This window comes from Roseivirga ehrenbergii, assembly GCF_001593005.1.
Taxonomy (GTDB): Bacteria; Bacteroidota; Bacteroidia; order Cytophagales; family Cyclobacteriaceae; genus Roseivirga; species Roseivirga ehrenbergii.
In genome coordinates this window covers 46,366-65,429 of sequence record NZ_LQZQ01000045.1, presented here as the reverse complement: position 1 = coordinate 65,429, position 19,064 = coordinate 46,366, and the positions used below count along the sequence as shown (strand labels likewise).

The window sequence follows — 19,064 nt, the reverse complement described above, 5'->3', positions numbered from 1 at the left end:
TCCAATCATTGTTCAGATCATTAGAAGCTAATTGCGGCTTCTAAAACAACTCCATTAAACTTACCATCTTGGAATCGGCTGTTGGCAAAACCAGCACCAGAGTACTCTTGATTAACATATTCTAGTTTCACTAACACGTTGTTAGTCATAAACCAGCCACCACCAAGATTCATTCGGCTAATTTCGTTTGTGCTTGCCACATCGCTTTTCTCGCCACTTACATTGTTATAGCGACCGCCAAAGTACCATTGTTCGTTCATTCCAAATCTATAAAGCCCTTCTAAGCCAACCTGAGTAAAGCTACCTCCAACAGCATCGTTGCCGTTATTTACAAACTCCATTACTCCAAAAAACTCTAAGCCTTTAAACTTCACAAATGGGTTAAACTGAATGGCTGTTTGATAACCAAAGCCTGGGTTAAATCTAGGGTCGAAATCTGAACCACCGTTAGCTACTGTGGCCAAAGTGCTATAGTATCTTCCTCCTGCCCTGTCGCCACCGTAGATGTAGTCACGAGTGCTTTTGTCTGAACTTGAATATAATGAACCTGTCAATCTCAGTCTTAGGTCGTCATTCATTTGTTTATCCCAACCTACTTTACTGTAAATAACCATACCGTCATCACCTTTCACTGGGCTTTGGTTCAATCTGCCATTGGTTACACCAGCAACTAAAATGAAATCAGATGGCTGTAATGTTACTTCAAAGAAAGGCTCAGTAGTAAAGGCATCCATAATATAGTTACTCACAAATGGATTGTAAATGGTCATGGCGTTATCCGATCTTCTGAATTGTGCATCTCCGTAATTGATCTGATCCATACCTACACGAATGGTCGCGATTTTCATTAATTCTGAAAGAAATCCTTCTTTGATAAAATCAAGTTTATCCATTTGGAGATACCCACCTTTTACATAAGATTCAGTATGGTGACGTGATGATAAATAGGTTCTTAAATGTAAGCGCATACCATCTGCTAGTTGAACATCAAGGTTCAGGTTAGCGGTTGGTAAACTGAAGTTAGAGGCTAAATCAACCAGTGGATCACCAACAATAGAGTTCTCATGACTCAAGCCCTGAAATTGAAGTGCAAAATCGCCCCCTACTCTTACATTAATTCCCTCAAAAATTACGGTATCTGCTTTTGAGGTTTCAAATACGTTTATGCCTTTCTTTCCTGCATCTCTCCTATACTGTAAAGGTGAGCGCAAATCTACTTGAGCAAAACTCGCTACACTGCTGAATAAAAACAGTGCAAGAAATGTCATTTTAAAATTCTTCATGGCTTTATTGTTTTTGGTTTTTGAATGTTAGATTGAATTCAACAGTGACATCGTCACCGGTTTTAATTGTTCCCATTAATGCTGTAGGAGGATCAATTTTAAAATCTGTCAGTTTAAAGGCAGAAGTACCTGATACTGTAATTGTACCTGTTCCTTGAACAGTTTCAACTTCAAAAGTGACTGGCTTGGTGAATCCGGCAATAGTAAGATCTCCCTTAACAAGCCCTTTACCTGCTTGTTTTGCTTCAAAAGCCGAGAGTTTAAATTCAATCCAAGGGAAATCTTCTGTTTTGAGGGCCTTATAAGCATTTTTATCCATTCCTCTTTTTCCACTCTCTAAGGCTTCTGCCTTAAACTTTACTTCAGCTTTTTGAATATTGATAACTCCGCTAGTCTGCGTCAATACACACTCGCCTTGGCCATCAGTGGCCTCCATATGCCAATCGTGCAATGATGAAGTACCCTTCACCATAAATTTCTGATTGGCTTTTACCAAACTGTATTGTTCTTGTGCACTCAGAACACTATATGACATTGTCATAAGCATTAGTAGTATTAATCTTATTGTGAATTTTATAGTAGTGTTAACCTTCATAGTTCTAGGTTTTAGTAACAATACAAAGGTCAAAAATTAGCATTCCATTTAGATTGATGTGTATCAACGTACACAGTGACTTTAAACACCTTAAAACATGATCTAGGTCATGATTATGAGAGTGGCATTTTGCCCAAAAAAGCGGCCTTACACTGAAATTCAATACTTTAAGACAATGACTCTCCTCTTCTTGGCTTTGAATTCATAAGGATTCTTTAACTTCCTTCAAACTTTTTAAAAACTTAGTTCATCATAAGTTCAGGAACACGATAATCCAATGAAGGAAATCAACCTGATGCCACAAACCAACTTCTTGATTACCGCTGCAAAACAGGGGGATGCCATTGCGCTTAACCAACTGGTGAAACAATGGTATAAGCGTATTTACAACTTTGCTCTAAAGTATTTTGGCGACCATGATCAAGCAATGGAGGTGACTCAGAAAACCTTTATCAGCATGAACAAGAACCTGAAATCCTTACAAGATGAGCGCAGGTTTAAACCTTGGCTCTATAGGATTGCTTCTAATTACTGTCATGAAGAAGCCCGAAGACAAAAGGCAAAATGGGTTTTTCCTTTTATGAAAGTGCAGTCGAAAACCGACCAAGACTTTATTCAGAATTCTGAATCGACAGACAGGAATAGTGACCCAGAAAAGGAATTCGGCAGTATGGAATTAAAACAAGTATTGAAAAAAGCATTGGCCGAATTACCAGAAGAACAACGACTGGTGGTGATTATGAAAGAATATGAGGGGCTGAAAATAAGAGAGATTGCCGAGGCGATGGACATTTCAGAAAACACAGTCAAGTCTCGCTTGTATTATGCATTAGGCTCCTTAAAAAAGCTACTGGCCCAATGGAACATTAACCAAGAAACAATTCATTATGAGCTATAAACCAACAAACGAAGATCTTATGGATTATCTCTACGATGAGATCAGTCCAGAGAAAAAAGCTCAGATCGATGATTATATAAAATCTCATCCTGAGTTAAAAGAAGAACTGCAAGTACTTGAAGCCACTAGAATGGTAATGGCCGATTTGAATGATGAAGAACCCGAGTCTATTCCTTTCATGATGCCACAAACGAATAGTGAATGGCTCTACTGGAGAAAATATGTAGCCATAGCTGCTACAATCCTCCTCATCATCACAGCAGGTTGGGCTTCTGGTTTTTCAATTCAGTATAACAATGATGGGCTTCAAATGGCTTTTGGCGATATCCAAAATGGCCTCACCGAGCAACAAGTCGCTGATATTTTAAATAATGACCGCCAATTGATGCTCGATTATATGCAAACCAGTTTGAAATCTGTCCAGGACAGTATCGGTTATGAAATGCAAGTTCTACAGGCCAATATGAGTTCCGAAGAAGTAATCAAAAAGGTATTTGAGCAAGAGAAAAATGATTTGATGTATCAAATGGCTTCGCTGAATGATAAACTCGGAGGCGATTATCGAGATATGCTGAGGGAAATTGTTGTCGCCTTTTCAAACAATTGGGAAAGTCAGCGCATCGAAGATTTAAGAAGCATTCAAGCTGCATTTACCAATCTTGAAGATGCCACCATCAACAAGCAACTGGACATTGAAGATGCAATATTGACGCTTTCTGAAAAAGTAGAAATCATTGCCGCAAACAACCCAAACAAAAAGTAAAATGGTCAAAAACTCAAAATATCTGATTTACCTCCTTGGTCTGGTGGTAAGCATAAGCGCACAAGCCCAACTACAACAAAATGGCTTGAGCCCAATCAAAAGAGACTTAGAAATTACCAGAGTCACTTTTGAAAACTTCCTCAAACATTATGACGATGCAGTGCTATTGAATAACATAAAAGAAAGTGAAGGAGATTACAAAGACGGCAAAGGCATTGAGATTCACTTTGAAGCTTATAATGCAAACGTATATATAGCTACGGCATCCGCTAGGTTCGGCAACAATGATTACGAGGTACTCGATACCTTCTATACCGATGAGATCATCAGCCTGCAACAAAAAAGATTAGAAGAGGCTACCAAGAAATTTATCAGGGATTTCTATTCCTATCTACCTCAGCTAAAACCAAATGAAGAATTCAGGTTTGTGTTTAACATCGAAGACAGCAAAATAAAAGTAGATGGAAAAGAACTCCCTCCTTCTCCGAAATCAGCAAAGCGAACATACAAGCTAGAAGCAGTCTGGAGAATGAGCGACATAGAGGCTTTCAGTAGAGGAGAAATCAACGAAAGTCAATTGTCAGACAGAATCAAAATTGAAAAGAAATAACAATCAAAATATCAAAATCATGAAAATGAAAACAACAATCAAAGGACTCGTTTTAGCATCTCTTATGATGTTTGGAGGTTCATTAAATGCACAACGATTCGTTAGCACTACTGGGTCAACAGTGGTAAGCGGATTTCCTTCTCAAGAGCAAGACTTGTCTAAACTCCCTAAAATGGAGCGCGACATTATCATTCTTCAAAATGTGTTGAATGATATGTTCAAGGAGTCTAGTCAACAACGTTACTCTTCTCTTTCAACTGAAATTAAGGGGATTCACATCCCTGGAAAAGGAGTGATTTTCAATGTGGGTGATAACAGTTTATCTGAGAGTGTCCTTTTTACACAGCTAAATATGATAGCCACCGGTGAGAAAAATACAGGTGATAAAAAGGAAATCAATATAGACCAAGCTAACAAGGAGAAAGAAAATCAGCTCAAAGAACTCTCTAAAGAATTCTTATTGAATTATGGAAGTATACTTTCCGAAGTAAAAGATAATGAGCAAATCATGCTGAACGTTAAATATTATCCCATTGATGAAAATAGCAAACAGGCCAATCAAGGTGAAAACATCGTTTTCTTAAGCCGTGGCACTAAAAACACAAAGCGAATCTCATCTTCCATTCAGTTTAAAGATTTGAAAGATTTATTGAGTGGCAAGCTTTCTTTTGAGGCTACCAAAGGCAAAATAACCACCAAGGTGATAGACAATGAAACCAACGAATCGTCTGACACTAAAATCATGGCAGGCATTCTTGACGACCTTTTTGCATCTACTTTTGATGGAACCTATAGAAAAACAAGCAACACAAGCTGGACCTATTTTGAAGGCTTTGGCTTAATGTACAACATAGGTTTATCATACAATACAGGAGGTAATAGTGCTAGAGTAGCTTTTTATAGTGGCCAACGTGCTGATGTTGTCAAAGAAGAGGAATACAAGAAGAAAGAAGAGGAGCAACTCAATAAAATTGAAGAGTCTTTCGATGATTTGATTGAATTGGCCAAAGAAAGCCTGATTACTTACGGACGTACTTTACGCAGCGTAAAAAGCGATGAAGTGATCATTCTCAACTTAAACTTCAGTAGCTTTTTCACTAAAAATATGCTGCCAAAATCTGTTAGAATCTCTGTTAACAAAAGCCAGATCGATCAATTCTCTAAAGGTGGTATCAGCTTAGACCAACTAAAGAAAGATATCGATGTAAAGAAGCTGACTTCAAGTATTAACTCATCCGCTGAAGGAATTTATTTTGTTCAACCGAGTTCTACAGAAGCACAGTCGGTTTACGATAAAGTCAGAGTACTTAACGGTAAAGCAGAAGGTAAAAATTAGCCTTAGTAATAAAGAAGGTCAAGGTAATAAGTGGTATGATGAATTTCATGCCACTTATTGCTTTTTTAGGGCCAAGTGAATTCAACAGCTCAGCTTCAATAAAAAGCAAAAAGCCCCGATAAATCGGAGCTTTTCATAAACCCTTTAGAACTCGGAGGTTTTTGAACCTCCTTAATAGACAGGATTTGGGCTATCCCTTTGCCCGCAACAGTCCACTGTTATCCTGTTCTTTCGAACGAGGCCTTGTACCGAAAAACGGAACAAGGTGAGGCCTTGTTTTGTGCGAGAATCACCCGGAATTTTAGTTTAACTTGTAAAGTTCAAAAATGTGTCCGAGCCCCTTAGGGAATATACATACAAATCTACGAAGCCAATTGTTCCATAAAAACAAAACTATTCCTTTTTATTGGCTGTTACCCAAACCTCTAATTTTACGTCATACCCTAACAAACAATAAAAAATGCGTTTGAGAAGCTTTCCGTTTTCATTCGTGATAATTTATTCTTTGTTTTGTCAAATGCCTTTAAGGCAATTATCCATAAAGAGATTTAGCTTTTGCAGACCGATAAGATTTTAACCAGGGATTTCGTCCTTCATTTCATCTCCTATTTTTTAATGGCAACAGCTTTCTATTTTCTGCTGCCTACCCTACCAGTATATGCGGTAGATGCTTTAGGAGCTAATAAAAATCAAGTAGGCTACATTATTGGAGTATATGCTTTATCGGCATTAATCATTCGCCCATTTTGCGGTTATGCGTTAGATGCTTATGGAAGGCGATCGGTTTATCTTTGGGCCTTGGCCATTTTCACCATACTCTTTGCGCTCTATCATTTATCCTCTACTTTCTTTATTCTATTAATACTCCGCGTATTCCATGGTTTTACTTGGGGAACGATTACAACTAGTGGAAGCACAATAGCGGCTGATCTTATTCCTGAAAGCAAAAGAGGTGAAGGAATTGGCTACTTCGGTTTGGCTATGACCTTCTCAATTGCTTTTGCACCTTACGCTGGCGACCAGATTATGGGGCAAGGCAATTTCACCAACCTCTTTAATATTTCGTTTGCTGTTTGCTTTGCTTCGCTTGTGCTCGCATTAATTATTAAAGTACCGAATATTAAAACAGGAGAAACGAAACTTAGCATTAAAAAAATGTTTGATGGCCGTGTAAATCGTATTGCAGCAGTAATGTTCATGGGGGCTTTTCCCTATGCCGCCATCATTTCTTTTATCCGAATTTACAGTGATGAACTTGGTCTAAAACAAGGCGCATTATTTTTCATTTTCATGGCCATTGGAGTAGCTGTAGCCAGACTATTGGTAGGCAAAGTAATGGATAGAAAAGGCCCTACGGGCATTGTAGTTATTGGTTTGGTGGTTACCATTATTGGATTGATTTGGCTCAAATACACAGAAACTTTCTGGCCATTTATGATGTGTGGCGTTTTAGTAGGTATGGGCAATGGATTGATTATGCCTACTGTTCAAACCATGGCCTTAAACATTGTTCCTATTGAAAGAAGAGGCGCTGCAAACGCAACTTTCTTTTCTGCTGTTGACTTAGGAATTGGCGCAGGCTCAATAGCTCTAGGTTATGTTGCAGAATATTATGGCATCGACACGATGTTTTTCATCTGCGGCTTAATACTTTTGCTTCCGTTAGCATTTTATTTTCTGTTTGTACGTAATCACTATTACCAACAGTTGGAGTTGCTAAAAAAGGAAGAACACAATGGCTAGAAAAATTTTCTTTACTCCAGGGCCCTCTGCCCTCTATTTCACAGTAGAAGAACACCTGAAGCAAGCCGTTAAAGAGCAAGTGATGGAGGTGAATCATAGAAGCAAGCAAGCTGCCGCCTATTATCAACATGCTATAGAAAACGTAAAGAGCTTGATGAATATTCCTGAAGACTATCACGTCTTCTTTCTTAGTTCAGCTACAGAAATTTGGGAACGACAAATTCAAAATTTGGTGGTAGATAAATCTTATCACTTCTGCAATGGCGCTTTCTCTAACCGATTCTATGAGTTTTCTAAAAATCTTGGCAAACAAGCTTTTAAGAATGAATCCAAGTTTGGAACCATTCCCGAAGTAAACCCAGACAATATTCCTCAAGACAGCGAATTGATCAGTTTTGCGCTAAACGAAACCAGTACTGGAGTTACTTTTCCTGTAGAAGAAATCTATAAAGTAAGAAAGTCACATCCCGAAGCCATTATTGCCGTTGATGGCGTTTCGGCATTTCCGGTGATTGACATTGATTTCACACAAATTGATAGCGCCTATTTTTCGGTACAAAAGTGCTTTGGGCTGCCTGCAGGTTTAGGCGTATGGATTGTGAACAACCGTTGTATTGAAAAAGCTTTAAAGAAGGAAGCCGAAGGAAACTCAATAGGCACTTACCAAACACTACCGAACCTTCTTAAAAACGGAAGTAAGTTTCAGACTACCTACACCATTAATGTGCTCAACATTTATTTGTTGATGAAAGTAACTACCGACATGCTGAATAAAGGCATTGATATGATAAGAAGAGAAAGCGCCTATAAAGGGTTGCTTTTACAAAAATTGGTTACCGATCATCCTTCTTTTAATCATTTTGTTACAGATGAAAAACTAAGATCTAAAACGGTAATAGTGGCAAATACATCTACCCCATCTCAAGAGTGGATTGATGAACTTACATCTAAGGGTTTTGTCGTTGGAAATGGCTATGGCGACTATAAAGGAAAACAAATTAGAATCGCTTCGTTCCCAACACATTCAAAAGAATTGATTGAATTGCTCTATGATACTATAAATGGAATGAAGCTTTAAGTCGCTCAAAAAAAACGTATTAGAATCTGTTTAAATTTTGACTATATTCATGGGTATATCTACCTTTTATATCTTTAATTTTGCCCTTAGGTTTATATTATAACTATGCCCAAAAGAGAGAAAATTTTGGTGTTGATGGACACCAGCGATGTTGACAAAACGCTCCTCAAGTTTATTGAGGTAATTGCCACCGCACACGAAACCAAAGAAATTCATTTCTTTAATAGCATTAGCGAAATGAAAATTCCGGAGGAGGTTTTAAAGAGCTTCCCTGAAATAAAGGTTAAATCCATCGAGGAAAGAAGAAAAATGATCCAGGACTTGGTATCTTCTTCTCTTCCCGAAAAACTCGTTGGAATCAGTGAGGTACATATTAAAGAAGGTTCACCAGCTAAGGCCATCCTAAAATTTGTCGAAAAGAACGATATCGACTTAATCATGATGGGACGCCATAAAGATTTTGTTGGTGGTGGAATCTTATCTAATCGCCTAGCGCGTAGAGCCGATTGTGCACTTTTCATTATCCCTGAAAACTCTGGCTCTAATTTAAACCTAATTCACGTGCCTTGCGACTTCTCCGAGCATTCTAGAATTGCAATGGAGGAAGCAATTGGTATTTCAAGAAAGTACGACAATGATATAAAGATCATTTGTCAAAATGTATATACCGTACCAGGTGGATACCATTACTCTGGAAAAACTTACGAAGAGTTTGCAGAAGTAATGCGAGCAAATGCAGAAAGGGATTACAAGAAATTCATGGCTGGCATTGACCATGAAGGTTGTGATATTGAAGTAGTTTATTCATTAGATACTAATGACGACCCGGTGAATGATATCATAGACTTTGCCAATGAGCATAAACCAACCACAATTATTATAGGTGTTAAAGGAAGAACCGCCACTACCGCTTTATTTATTGGAAGTAGGGCTGAACAACTCATTCAAATCAACAACAACATTCCTATGATGATTGTACGACCTAAAGGAAAGAATTCAGGCTTAATGGATTTCATAAGAGAGATTTAGACCAAAAGCACTTCATAGAAAAGCCTTTCATTCTTACGAGTGAAAGGCTTTTTCTTGTACTGAAATTAAAATTTCAGTTACTTCCCTTTGATTCTTTTCTCTTCAGCTTCCATCCAAGTCAATAACGCCTTGGTTTCATCATCTGTCAATTTCATGTCAGGGTTACGCTCTACAGTTCTTGCGGGAGGCATTTTACCATCTTCCAATACTTCGAACATCTCAGCAATAAAGTGAGATTGTTCTTCCTTGTTCATTTTCGCTACCTTTTCCCACTGAAGCTTTTCCTTCGCCTTTTCATTACGAGCATCAGGCTTATGGCAATTCATACACTTCGCATCTATAATTTCCTGAATATTTTCCGGGAATGTAATCCCTTCTTGCTCGTTCATCGCTTGTGTTAATGGAGCTTCAGGTTTGCTCTTAAAAGAAACAGAAATGATAAGAAAAGCAAAAAGTACTGCGCTAGCTTTAAGAAGGTTTTTCATAGTTAAAATAATTTTACTAAAGTAAGATGATAAAAGCATCTAATGGTTTAAACTAGAAATTGTTAGACAGTAGAATAATACATACCAACGGTACAACATTGGCATTTACGTTTTATCTAATCCTGAGTAGACCGCAGCTCATCTAGTAAAATATTGACTTCCTTTACCCTTTCCTCACTAATCTTCTTAAACCCGTCCATCCATTGCTTAGATTGTGTCTCCACTTCATCGAGTAAGTCAAGTCCTTTTTGAGTAATGAGCACATCCTTGGCTCTTCTATCAGTCATACTGACCTCCCTCTTTACGAGCGACTTAGCCTCAAGTCTATCTACGATACGAGAGGCGTTAGACATCCTATCAATCATTCGATCTATAATTGTATTGATGGTGCAAGGTTTAGGATAATGACCCCGCAAAATTCTTAACACATTATACTGTGCGGAAGAAATACCGAAGGGTTTAAAAATATGCAGCTGTTGCTCTGAAATCCAACAATTAGTATAAATCAAGTTTACTATAAGTTTTTCATACTCATTCGTAAACTTCCGGCCCTGTTTAATATCTTCTTCTAACCCCACAGCATATGAATTATGTACTCAATGTTAAATATAAAGAACGAAAATTAAACCTCATACAGTCCTAAGTGGTTCAAAATTTTTAATTTGATTAAAACCAATTAACTTTCAGCTAAACCAATAGGCAAGCACAGCATCTAACGGTCTAAACAACACATTCTTTTTGGACGATCATCAAATCATAGAGGATTTTAAAAATCCAACCACACGAAATAAAGCTTTTAATGTACTTCTAGAGAGGTACCAACAACGCATTTATTGGCATATTCGAAAAATTCTAATTGACCATGATGACACTGATGATGTAGTACAAGAGGTGTTCATTAAGGTTTTTAAAAATCTTGATGGATTCAGAGAAGCTTCTCAATTATATACTTGGATTTATAGAATAGCCACAAATGAAGCCCTAACTTTTTTAAAGAAAAGGCAAAGAAAACAAGCTTGGTCAATTGACGATGTCAATCATGATTTAGAAAACAAACTTACAAGCGGCTCATATATTGATGGGGATGAAATTCAAGTCAAACTTCAAAAGGCAATTTTAACCTTACCCGAAAAGCAAAAGTTAGTATTCAATATGAAATACTTTGACGATATGAAGTATGAAGAAATTTCAGAAATTATTGGCACAAGTGTGGGTGGGCTCAAAGCAAATTACCATTTAGCTGTTAAAAAAATAGAGGAGTATTTAGCTCAAGATTAAACCTTATAACCCTTTGAGAATCAAAGCATCGATGTCGGACGAAACTCCATATAAAAAACTTAAAGACCCTCAGCTCAAAAACAATATTTTTGGAGTCCCAGAGGGGTATTTTGACAGTCTGAAGGAAAAAACTCATCTAGAAGTTAGTGCCGAAGAAAATAGATTTCTTAAGAAGGAACAGCTTAAGAAGGGTGTTTTCAATGTTCCCGATGGCTACTTCGACAAACTAAATGAAAAAATAATTTCAGCTACTAGTATTACTAAAGAGGAAGGGATTCTTGGTAATGAGCATCTTAAGGGAAATGCTTTTACAACACCAGAAAATTATTTCGAGAAGCTCAATGCTGAGATTCTTTCAAAAGTCAAACCGGAAGCCAAAATTATTCCGCTGTACCAAACTACGTGGTTTAGATCAGTGGCCGCTGCAGTGGTACTTATAATGGTAGCATTGTTATCAATACCAAAAAATGAAGTAAGTGAATCTGAACTGTTGAGTGAGATTTCGGATGAGGCGATCATAAACTATTTAGAAGAACGCCAAGCAATCGAATATGAACTCCTTTCATCTATTGAAGGTTTAGATGCAATACTTGACAATATGATTCTGGAGGAAACATCAAGCTATAGCTTCGCATTAAATGAAAACCCAGAATTAGATTACGACTTTGAATATTTAGATTACTAGTGTAATAACCATGAAAAAAATTATTTTCACATTATACATACTGACCTTCTGCTTTACGGCATTTGCTCAAAATGGCAGACCCCCACAAGAAGACAGAGAAAAAATTCAGAAAGCGAAAATCGCATTCCTAACCAATCGTTTAGACTTGAGCGTAGATCAAGCAAAATTATTCTGGCCAATATTTACAGAGTATGATAGTAAGAAAATTGAGCTGTCGCACGTGTACAGCCAAAAGAAAAGAGAAATCTTCGCAAAGTCAGAAGACTCTAGAAACATGAAAGAAGAGGATGCTAATACCCTTTTAGATATTTATTTAGACCAAAAACAAGCGGAGTTAGATGTAGAAAAAACCTACATGAAAAAATTCAGCGAAGTGTTAAACTCGAGACAAATTTGGAGAATGATTTCCTTCGAAAGTGATTTTAGAAGATCGCTAATTGACCGCAGTATGAAACACGATGATAAGGAAGAACCTAAGCGAGGTGGTAATCGCAACTAAAACAATAACACCCCAGAAAAATTTAAATCCTGCTAACGCAGGATTTTTTGTTTAATCCCGTTTGATCAAGAATGCCATTGATGTAATTTGCGTTATGACTCACCTCACTCTTTTTGAGTTAACCAGCCTCATTAAATCAGAACTCGAGAAAAATCTCGAACCCTCCTATTGGGTTATTGCTGAAATCAGCGAAATGAGACTTAATCCAAAGGGCCATTGCTATATGGAGTTGGTAGACAAAGAGGGTCAATATGTAACCAGCAAAATCAGAGCAAACATTTGGGCTTATACCTACCGAAATCTTAGTGCCTGGTTTGAATCCATCACAAAAACCTCTCTTCAACCTGGAATAAAAGTATTGCTCAATGTTCAGGTACAGTATCACGAACAGTACGGAATGAGTCTGAATATTAAAGACATTGACCCGAACTTTACCCTAGGAGAGCGCGCCCGAAAACGTCAGGAAGTAATTCAAAAGCTTCAAGACGAAGGCATATTCGATATCAACAAAGAACTAACACTCCCTATCGTTCCTCAGCGCATTGCAATCATCAGTTCCGAATCTGCGGCTGGTTATGGTGATTTCAAGAATCAAATTGAACAGAATACACGAGGCTATTCTTTCAAAACAAAACTCTTTCAATCGTTAATGCAAGGCGATCAAGCCCCAAGCGCTATGATCTCAGCCTTACACCAAATTCATGCTGAAATACAAGCATTTGATTTAGTTGTGATTATTCGAGGAGGTGGATCTCAGGTTGATCTAGATTGTTTTGATGACTACGAATTGGCTTCTCATATTGCACAATTTCCCCTACCGGTGATTACTGGAATTGGCCATGAACGAGACGAAACCATAGCCGATTTAGTAGCTCATACCCAAATGAAAACTCCTACCGCTGTGGCTGAATTCCTTATTTCTGGAATAGAACGCTTTGACGATAACCTAAACGAGATGGCCTACCGATTAGAGAAATCAGGGAAACACCTTATACAGGTTTCGGCTTACGAAATAATGAATGTAGGTTATTCTTTAAAAGCTTCGATGAAAGCGATAATGCATCAGTCTGAAAATATATTAGATCAAAAACAATTAAGGTTAAATTACGCAGTTCAAAATCTTTTTAGGGTTGAAAACAAGAAAGTAGATAACTTTGAATTACCCTTAGCCAAAGCTAAAAACCAAAGACTAAAAGAAGCAGAAAAAAAATTGGACGGGTTGGAAAAACAGCTCAAATTATTAGACCCAGCATCGGTTTTAAATCGAGGTTATTCAATAACACTAATTAATGGAAAACCTATCTCCTCAGTACAAGAAGTAAAAACTGGAGAAGAATTAGAAACCATAACTGCCAAACACAGAATTAAGAGTACGGTAAAATCAGCCAACAATGAGTAAGAAGAAATTGACCTATAAAGAATCGTTAGAAAGAATTGAAACAATTGTAGACATTATTGAAAATCAACAGCCCGACATTGATGATTTATCGAGTTTAGTAAAAGAAGCAACACAGCTGATAAAAGACTGTAAATCGCGCTTAAAAAACACAGAAGAGGAATTGAACAATTCTTTAGAAAACCTTGAATGATCTATAAAAACACACCCATGACACCCGATCAAGCTCAAGAACAGATCAAACAACTGACAGACCAAATCAACTACCATAGTGATTTGTATTACCAAAAAAGCACTTCTGAAATTTCAGATTTCGATTTTGACCAACTTTTGGTCAAGCTTGCTGCCCTAGAGGCCCAGTTCCCTCAATTCAAGACCGAAGACTCCCCTACTCAACGTGTTGGCGGCACAATCACCAAAGAATTTGATTCCGTAGTTCATAAATACCCAATGCTCTCTTTGGGAAACACATACTCTGAAGAAGATCTTATTGAGTTTGATAACCGAGTAGCCAAAGGCTTAGAAGGCCAAACCTATGAGTATTTTTGCGAGCTAAAATTTGACGGAGTAGCACTTAGCTTAACTTATGAAAATGGCGTATTAAAACGTGCGGTTACTAGAGGAGACGGTACTCAAGGCGATGATATCACTACAAATGCTAAAACAATTCGCTCTATTCCGTTAAAATTAAAAGGTGCGGTACCAGCAGAATTTGAAGTGCGTGGCGAAGCATTCTTTCCTATTAAAGAATTTCAGCGTGTAAATGCCGAGCGTGAAGACATTGGTTTAGATTTATTGGCCAATCCTAGGAACGCAGCTTCTGGAACATTAAAAATGCAAGATTCTTCCGTAGTAGCTCAACGTAGATTAGACTGTTTTCTCTACTACTTATTAGGCGAAAATCTCGGCTATAAAACGCATTCAGAATGTATGGCAGCTGTTGAAAGTTGGGGCTTTAATGTATCCCCTACCTATAAAAAGTGTCATTCCATTCAAGAAGTACTCGCCTATATTCACGAATGGGAAGAAAAAAGACATACGCTACCTGTAGAAACCGATGGCATAGTTATCAAGGTCAACGATCTTAACCAGCAAGACCAATTGGGGTTCACGGCAAAGAGCCCACGTTGGGCCATTTCATATAAATATAAAGCAGAAAGTGCTGCCACTGTTTTAGAAAGTATTTCCTATCAAGTAGGAAGAACAGGTTCTGTTACACCTGTGGCCAATTTGAGTCCGGTACTTTTAGCCGGCACAACGGTAAAAAGAGCTTCACTTCATAATGCTGATCAAATTGAAAGACTAGATTTACGCATAGGAGACACTGTTTTTGTAGAAAAAGGTGGTGAAATAATCCCGAAAGTAACTGCTGTTAATCTCGCCTTGAGAAAACCTGATAGTGAACCAATTACGTACATTACGGAATGTCCTGAATGTAGTACACCATTGGTTAGGCAAGAAGGAGAAGCCAATCATTATTGCCCAAATGCCGATGCCTGTCCTCCGCAAGTATTGGGAAGAATTGAACATTTTATTCAGCGCAAAGCTGTTGATATCGACTCACTTGGCCCTGAAACCATAAGAGGATTACTTCAGAATAATTTAATCAGTAACTACGCTGATTTGTACAGCCTGACTTTTGATCAGTTAAATGGTCTTGAATTCCGTATTTATTCTGATAAAAAAGGTGAATATACCGTAAGAAGTCTTCGTAATAAATCTGCAGGAAACATAATCAAGGCGATTGAAGCATCTAAGCAAGTACCATTTGAGCGTGTTCTTTTTGGCTTAGGAATTCGTTACGTAGGCAAAACTGTTGCAGAAAAATTAGCCGCTCATTTTCAGAATATAGAAACTTTGGCAAAAGCGAATTTTGAAAGCCTTGTAGCCGTAGACGAAATTGGAGACAGAATAGCCCAAAGTGTTATCGAGTTTTTTCAGAATGAAGAGCATATCCGAATCATTCAAAAACTAAAAGAAGCAGGAGTTCAACTCGAGAAAGACCAATCTGATGTTTTGGCTCCTGAAAGCAATATTTTTGAAGGTAAAACCTTCGTTATTTCTGGAGTATTTACCCAGTTTTCCAGAGATGAGCTTCAAGAAAAAATTAAGGCCAATGGAGGTAAAGTAATTTCCTCCATCAGTAAAAAATTAGACTTCTTAGTGGCTGGTGACAAAATGGGGCCATCCAAATTAGAGAAAGCTACCACCCTCGGAATTAAAATAATTTCGGAAGAAGAATTCATTCAAATGATCAATAATTGATGTCATTATTCACAAAATCATCAACCGTAAATAGCATTACCCAAGAAGGCTTTAAGCTTTTTTCTGAGTCGAAACATATAGGATTACTTTATTCTTGGGAAGACAGTCAAAAGGAAAAATCTATTCAAGAGTTCGCTAATTCATTAGGTTTAGATAAGTCCATTGATTTTTTGTGCTTCAACCCCATCAAAAAAGTTCAACCTGCAACTGAAAACCCAACCTTTAGCCGAGCAGATTTCAATTTATTTGGAAAGATACAGTCCGAAATCGTTCTTTCTTTTATGGAAAAACCTTTTGACTACTTATTTCATCTTGATTTCGATATTAACTCGTCTATTAAACCCTTGCTTACTAAATCAAGGGCCAACTGGAAAGTGGGCTGCCATTCAGATGAAGGTGAAGGTATTTATGACTTGATGATTAAAATCAATAAAAGTGCTGGTTTGAAGAACTTATCAGACCAAATGCTTATTTATGTAAACGCATTGAAGTAAAGAAAATGGAAATATTAAAAGGTACAGGTGTAGCACTAGTTACACCTTTTAAAGAAGATTTAACAATTGATTTTGATGGGCTATTAAAGCTCTTAGAACACACCGCTATAGGGGTTGATTATTACGTAGTACAAGGTACAACGGGAGAATCAGCCACTACGACTGCAGCGGAAAAAGCTGAGATTCTCTCGTTTGTAAAGAAGAACAATAAAGCTGGTTTACCCATTGTATATGGTATTGGAGGAAACAACACTCAGTCTGTTTTAGACAATATTAAATCAGCTGATTTAGATGGCGTAGACGCAATACTATCCGTTAGTCCATACTATAACAAACCAAGCCAAGAAGGGATTTATCAGCACTTTAAAATGATTGCCGATGCATCTCCCGTTCCTGTAATTTTATACAACGTACCTGGTAGAACGCAGTCAAATATATCAGCAAACACTACATTACGTTTGGCTCAACACAAAAATATTGTGGCCATTAAGGAGGCATCAGGAGATTTAACCCAATGTATGACAATTTCGAAAGATGCTCCGGAAGGATTTCTACTGATTTCTGGTGACGATTTATTGACAACTCCAATGATGGCGACTGGGGCAGTTGGTGTCATTTCTGTACTTGCAAATGCCTTCCCAGAAACCTTTAAGAGAATAACAAAAGCAGCATTTTCTGCCGATTTTAAAGCATCTTCAGAAGCCACTTTTGAGTTAATCGACATCAATCCTTTGATGTATGTAGAAAGCAACCCGGTAGGAATAAAGCAAGTTTTAGAAGAATTAGGCGTATGTAAAAACTATGTACGAATGCCTCTATTACCAGCCTCAGAAGAACTTAAAACAAAGATTAAGGCTTTATTATAAGTAATTATAGCACAAAAAAAGAGAGGCCAATCTAACGATTAGCCTCTCTTTTATTTTTCAAAGGATGTAATAATTATCCTTGGTTCTTAATGTTTTGAACATCAATTCGAATTTCTTGAGCTAAGTTCTTAAGGTCTTGCATTCCTTTTCTAACTCTAGTACCCGCAGCTTGATTTTTCTTGTCGTAGAACTTTTCGAAATCACCCTCTAAAGAGTCAATTAAGTTTTTTACTTCGCTAAATCTGCTCATATTATTTGTGCTTTTAAGGTTGTTGAAAAATGTTTGTTTGGATAGCAATTTAAATCAAAATACTCTATTTGCAACAGTCAGGGCACTTTTTTTTAACATTACTCCCCAAAGGCAGCGGCTAACTCGGCATTTTTGTACTCACCGCTCGTTAACTTACCCTTAATTGCCTCAAATGCAGCAATAGTTTCGTTTACATCTTCCATACTGTGAGACGCTGTTGGAATTAGTCTTAAAATGATCATTCCTTTTGGCACTACTGGGTATATCACAACAGAACAGAAAATATTAAAATTCTCCCTTAAATCCTTACTTAAGGTTGCTGCCTCACCAACGGTTCCGTTCAGTACCACCGGAGTTACACTCGATTTGGTGGTTCCAATACTAAAACCTTTTGCTTGTAACCCACCTTGAAGTGCGTTTACAATTTTCCAAAGGTTTTCCTTATGCTGAGGCTGAGTTTTTATGATCTCTAATCTTTTAAGACCACCAATCACAAATGGCATTGGTAATGCTTTCGCGAAAATCTGAGACCTCATATTGTATTTAAGGTAATGGATAATTCGCTTATCTCCTGCTACAAAAGCCCCAACAGCGGCCATTGATTTAGCAAAGGTTGAGAAATACAAATCAACTTCATCAACACAATTCAAGTGCTCGTGGGTACCAGCACCAGTAGCTCCCATAGTACCAAAACCATGAGCATCATCTACAAAAAGTCTGAAGTTGAATTTAGATTTTAAGGCAGCAATCTCGTTTAATGAACCCAGGTTACCAGTCATCCCAAATACACCTTCGGTAATCACTAAAATCCCACCTCCCGTTTCTTTAGTCAAACGAGTAGCTCTTTCAAGCTGCTTTTCAAGGTTTTCAATATCGTTATGTGGGTACACAAAGCGTTTACCCATGTGCAATCTTACGCCATCAATAATACAAGCATGCGATTCGCCATCATAAACAATTACATCCTTACGATCAACCAAAGCATCTATAATAGAAAGTACGCCTTGATATCCGTAATTCAATAAGTATCCAGATTCTTTGCCCACAAATGAGGCCAAGCCCTGCTCTAATTCTTCATGATAGTCTGTATTTCCAGACATCATTCTAGCTCCCATAGGATAAGCTAAGCCCCAATCGGCAGCAGCTTTAGCATCTGCCTCTCTAACTTCTGGCAGGTTACCCAAACCCAAATAGTTATTTAAACTCCAAGTAAGGACTTCTTTGCCCATAAACTTCATTCGTGGAGCAATTTCACCTTCTAATTTAGGGAACGTAAAGTACCCTTCTGATATCTCTGAATGTTTCCCTAATGGGCCGTTATCAGCAAGTAATTTTTCAAATAGATCCAATTCCTTTAGACTTTAAGTTGATTAACCTAAGTAACAAATAAGGCTGCAAATGTAACACTATAAACGCCATTTATCAAAAAACCGCAGGTATATATCACAAGCCCAAACTTAGATTTTAGCAGATAATTAATTAGCATTGTAAGCAAAATTTTGAAGGGAATG

At 37.6% G+C, this 19,064-nt stretch carries 21 protein-coding genes; 15 read left to right on the top strand and 6 right to left on the bottom strand.

The window, feature by feature from the left end:
• Nucleotides 1-20 precede the first annotated feature (20 nt).
• Nucleotides 21-1,283, bottom strand: a complete 1,263-nt coding sequence (locus tag MB14_RS10580; protein ID WP_062591506.1) for a hypothetical protein — start codon at nt 1,281-1,283, stop codon at nt 21-23.
• 4 nt (nt 1,284-1,287) lie between these two features.
• Nucleotides 1,288-1,818 carry a YceI family protein gene (locus tag MB14_RS10575; RefSeq protein ID WP_062591505.1) on the bottom strand — a complete coding sequence of 177 codons (531 nt, stop codon included), beginning with the start codon at nt 1,816-1,818 and terminating at the stop codon, nt 1,288-1,290.
• Between the two features lie 337 nt (nt 1,819-2,155).
• Between MB14_RS10575 and MB14_RS10570 the strand changes: the two genes are divergently transcribed.
• From MB14_RS10570 to MB14_RS10540, 7 genes are all read left to right on the top strand, one after another.
• Nucleotides 2,156-2,776: an RNA polymerase sigma factor gene (locus MB14_RS10570; RefSeq protein WP_246032587.1), complete on the top strand. Its 621-nt coding sequence runs from the start codon at nt 2,156-2,158 to the stop codon at nt 2,774-2,776.
• Nucleotides 2,766-3,539: an anti-sigma factor family protein gene (locus MB14_RS10565; protein ID WP_062591504.1), complete on the top strand. Its 774-nt coding sequence runs from the start codon at nt 2,766-2,768 to the stop codon at nt 3,537-3,539. Before MB14_RS10570 ends, MB14_RS10565 begins: the two co-directional genes overlap by 11 nt.
• 1 nt (nt 3,540) lies before the next feature.
• Nucleotides 3,541-4,149, top strand: a complete 609-nt coding sequence (locus MB14_RS10560) for a hypothetical protein (RefSeq protein WP_062591503.1) — start codon at nt 3,541-3,543, stop codon at nt 4,147-4,149.
• A gap of 25 nt (nt 4,150-4,174) precedes the next feature.
• A complete protein-coding gene (locus tag MB14_RS10555) occupies nt 4,175-5,485 on the top strand; it encodes a hypothetical protein (protein ID WP_132644012.1) in 1,311 nt (436 codons plus the stop codon).
• Nucleotides 5,486-6,040: 555 nt separating this feature from the next.
• Entirely contained in the window at nt 6,041-7,228 is a 1,188-nt protein-coding gene (locus MB14_RS10550) for an MFS transporter (RefSeq protein ID WP_260310691.1), read from the top strand.
• On the top strand, nt 7,221-8,306 hold the full coding sequence (locus tag MB14_RS10545) for an aminotransferase class V-fold PLP-dependent enzyme (protein WP_062591500.1): 1,086 nt from the start codon (nt 7,221-7,223) through the stop codon (nt 8,304-8,306). Before MB14_RS10550 ends, MB14_RS10545 begins: the two co-directional genes overlap by 8 nt.
• 105 nt (nt 8,307-8,411) lie before the next feature.
• On the top strand, nt 8,412-9,335 hold the full coding sequence (locus MB14_RS10540; protein ID WP_062591499.1) for a universal stress protein: 924 nt from the start codon (nt 8,412-8,414) through the stop codon (nt 9,333-9,335).
• A 77-nt stretch (nt 9,336-9,412) separates the two neighbouring features.
• Here the strand turns inward: MB14_RS10540 and MB14_RS10535 are convergent, their stop codons facing one another.
• Together MB14_RS10535 and MB14_RS10530 are read right to left on the bottom strand one after the other, a co-directional pair.
• The gene (locus MB14_RS10535; RefSeq protein ID WP_062591498.1) at nt 9,413-9,820 is read right to left on the bottom strand and encodes a heme-binding domain-containing protein; all 408 of its coding nucleotides are present in this window, start codon (nt 9,818-9,820) and stop codon (nt 9,413-9,415) included.
• Between the two features lie 116 nt (nt 9,821-9,936).
• On the bottom strand, nt 9,937-10,398 hold the full coding sequence (locus MB14_RS10530; protein ID WP_062591497.1) for a MarR family winged helix-turn-helix transcriptional regulator: 462 nt from the start codon (nt 10,396-10,398) through the stop codon (nt 9,937-9,939).
• 160 nt (nt 10,399-10,558) lie between these two features.
• Here MB14_RS10530 and MB14_RS10525 point away from each other — a divergent pair, with 160 nt between their 5' ends.
• The 8 genes from MB14_RS10525 (at nt 10,559) to dapA (ending at nt 17,303) form a co-directional block, all read left to right on the top strand.
• On the top strand, nt 10,559-11,098 hold the full coding sequence (locus MB14_RS10525; RefSeq protein ID WP_062591496.1) for an RNA polymerase sigma factor: 540 nt from the start codon (nt 10,559-10,561) through the stop codon (nt 11,096-11,098).
• Between the two features lie 13 nt (nt 11,099-11,111).
• On the top strand, nt 11,112-11,783 hold the full coding sequence (locus tag MB14_RS10520; RefSeq protein WP_132644014.1) for a hypothetical protein: 672 nt from the start codon (nt 11,112-11,114) through the stop codon (nt 11,781-11,783).
• 10 nt (nt 11,784-11,793) lie between these two features.
• Entirely contained in the window at nt 11,794-12,282 is a 489-nt protein-coding gene (locus MB14_RS10515) for a hypothetical protein (protein WP_062591494.1), read from the top strand.
• Nucleotides 12,283-12,376: 94 nt separating this feature from the next.
• The gene (gene xseA / locus MB14_RS10510; protein ID WP_062591493.1) at nt 12,377-13,681 is read left to right on the top strand and encodes an exodeoxyribonuclease VII large subunit; all 1,305 of its coding nucleotides are present in this window, start codon (nt 12,377-12,379) and stop codon (nt 13,679-13,681) included.
• Nucleotides 13,674-13,871, top strand: coding sequence for an exodeoxyribonuclease VII small subunit (gene xseB / locus MB14_RS10505; protein WP_053224352.1), 198 nt, complete (start codon nt 13,674-13,676; stop codon nt 13,869-13,871). Before xseA ends, xseB begins: the two co-directional genes overlap by 8 nt.
• A 17-nt stretch (nt 13,872-13,888) precedes the next feature.
• On the top strand, nt 13,889-15,943 hold the full coding sequence (gene ligA / locus MB14_RS10500; RefSeq protein ID WP_062592705.1) for an NAD-dependent DNA ligase LigA: 2,055 nt from the start codon (nt 13,889-13,891) through the stop codon (nt 15,941-15,943).
• Nucleotides 15,943-16,437: a DUF6913 domain-containing protein gene (locus MB14_RS10495; RefSeq protein ID WP_062591492.1), complete on the top strand. Its 495-nt coding sequence runs from the start codon at nt 15,943-15,945 to the stop codon at nt 16,435-16,437. Before ligA ends, MB14_RS10495 begins: the two co-directional genes overlap by 1 nt.
• A gap of 5 nt (nt 16,438-16,442) precedes the next feature.
• On the top strand, nt 16,443-17,303 hold the full coding sequence (gene dapA, locus MB14_RS10490; RefSeq protein ID WP_062591491.1) for a 4-hydroxy-tetrahydrodipicolinate synthase: 861 nt from the start codon (nt 16,443-16,445) through the stop codon (nt 17,301-17,303).
• 73 nt (nt 17,304-17,376) lie between these two features.
• On the opposite strand, the gene MB14_RS10485 is transcribed toward dapA, so the two are convergent.
• Nucleotides 17,377-17,553 carry a BF3379 family histone-like protein gene (locus MB14_RS10485; RefSeq protein WP_053224355.1) on the bottom strand — a complete coding sequence of 59 codons (177 nt, stop codon included), beginning with the start codon at nt 17,551-17,553 and terminating at the stop codon, nt 17,377-17,379.
• 98 nt (nt 17,554-17,651) lie between these two features.
• Nucleotides 17,652-18,902, bottom strand: a complete 1,251-nt coding sequence (locus MB14_RS10480) for an aminotransferase class I/II-fold pyridoxal phosphate-dependent enzyme (protein ID WP_062591490.1) — start codon at nt 18,900-18,902, stop codon at nt 17,652-17,654.
• Between the last annotated feature and the right edge of the window lie 162 nt (nt 18,903-19,064).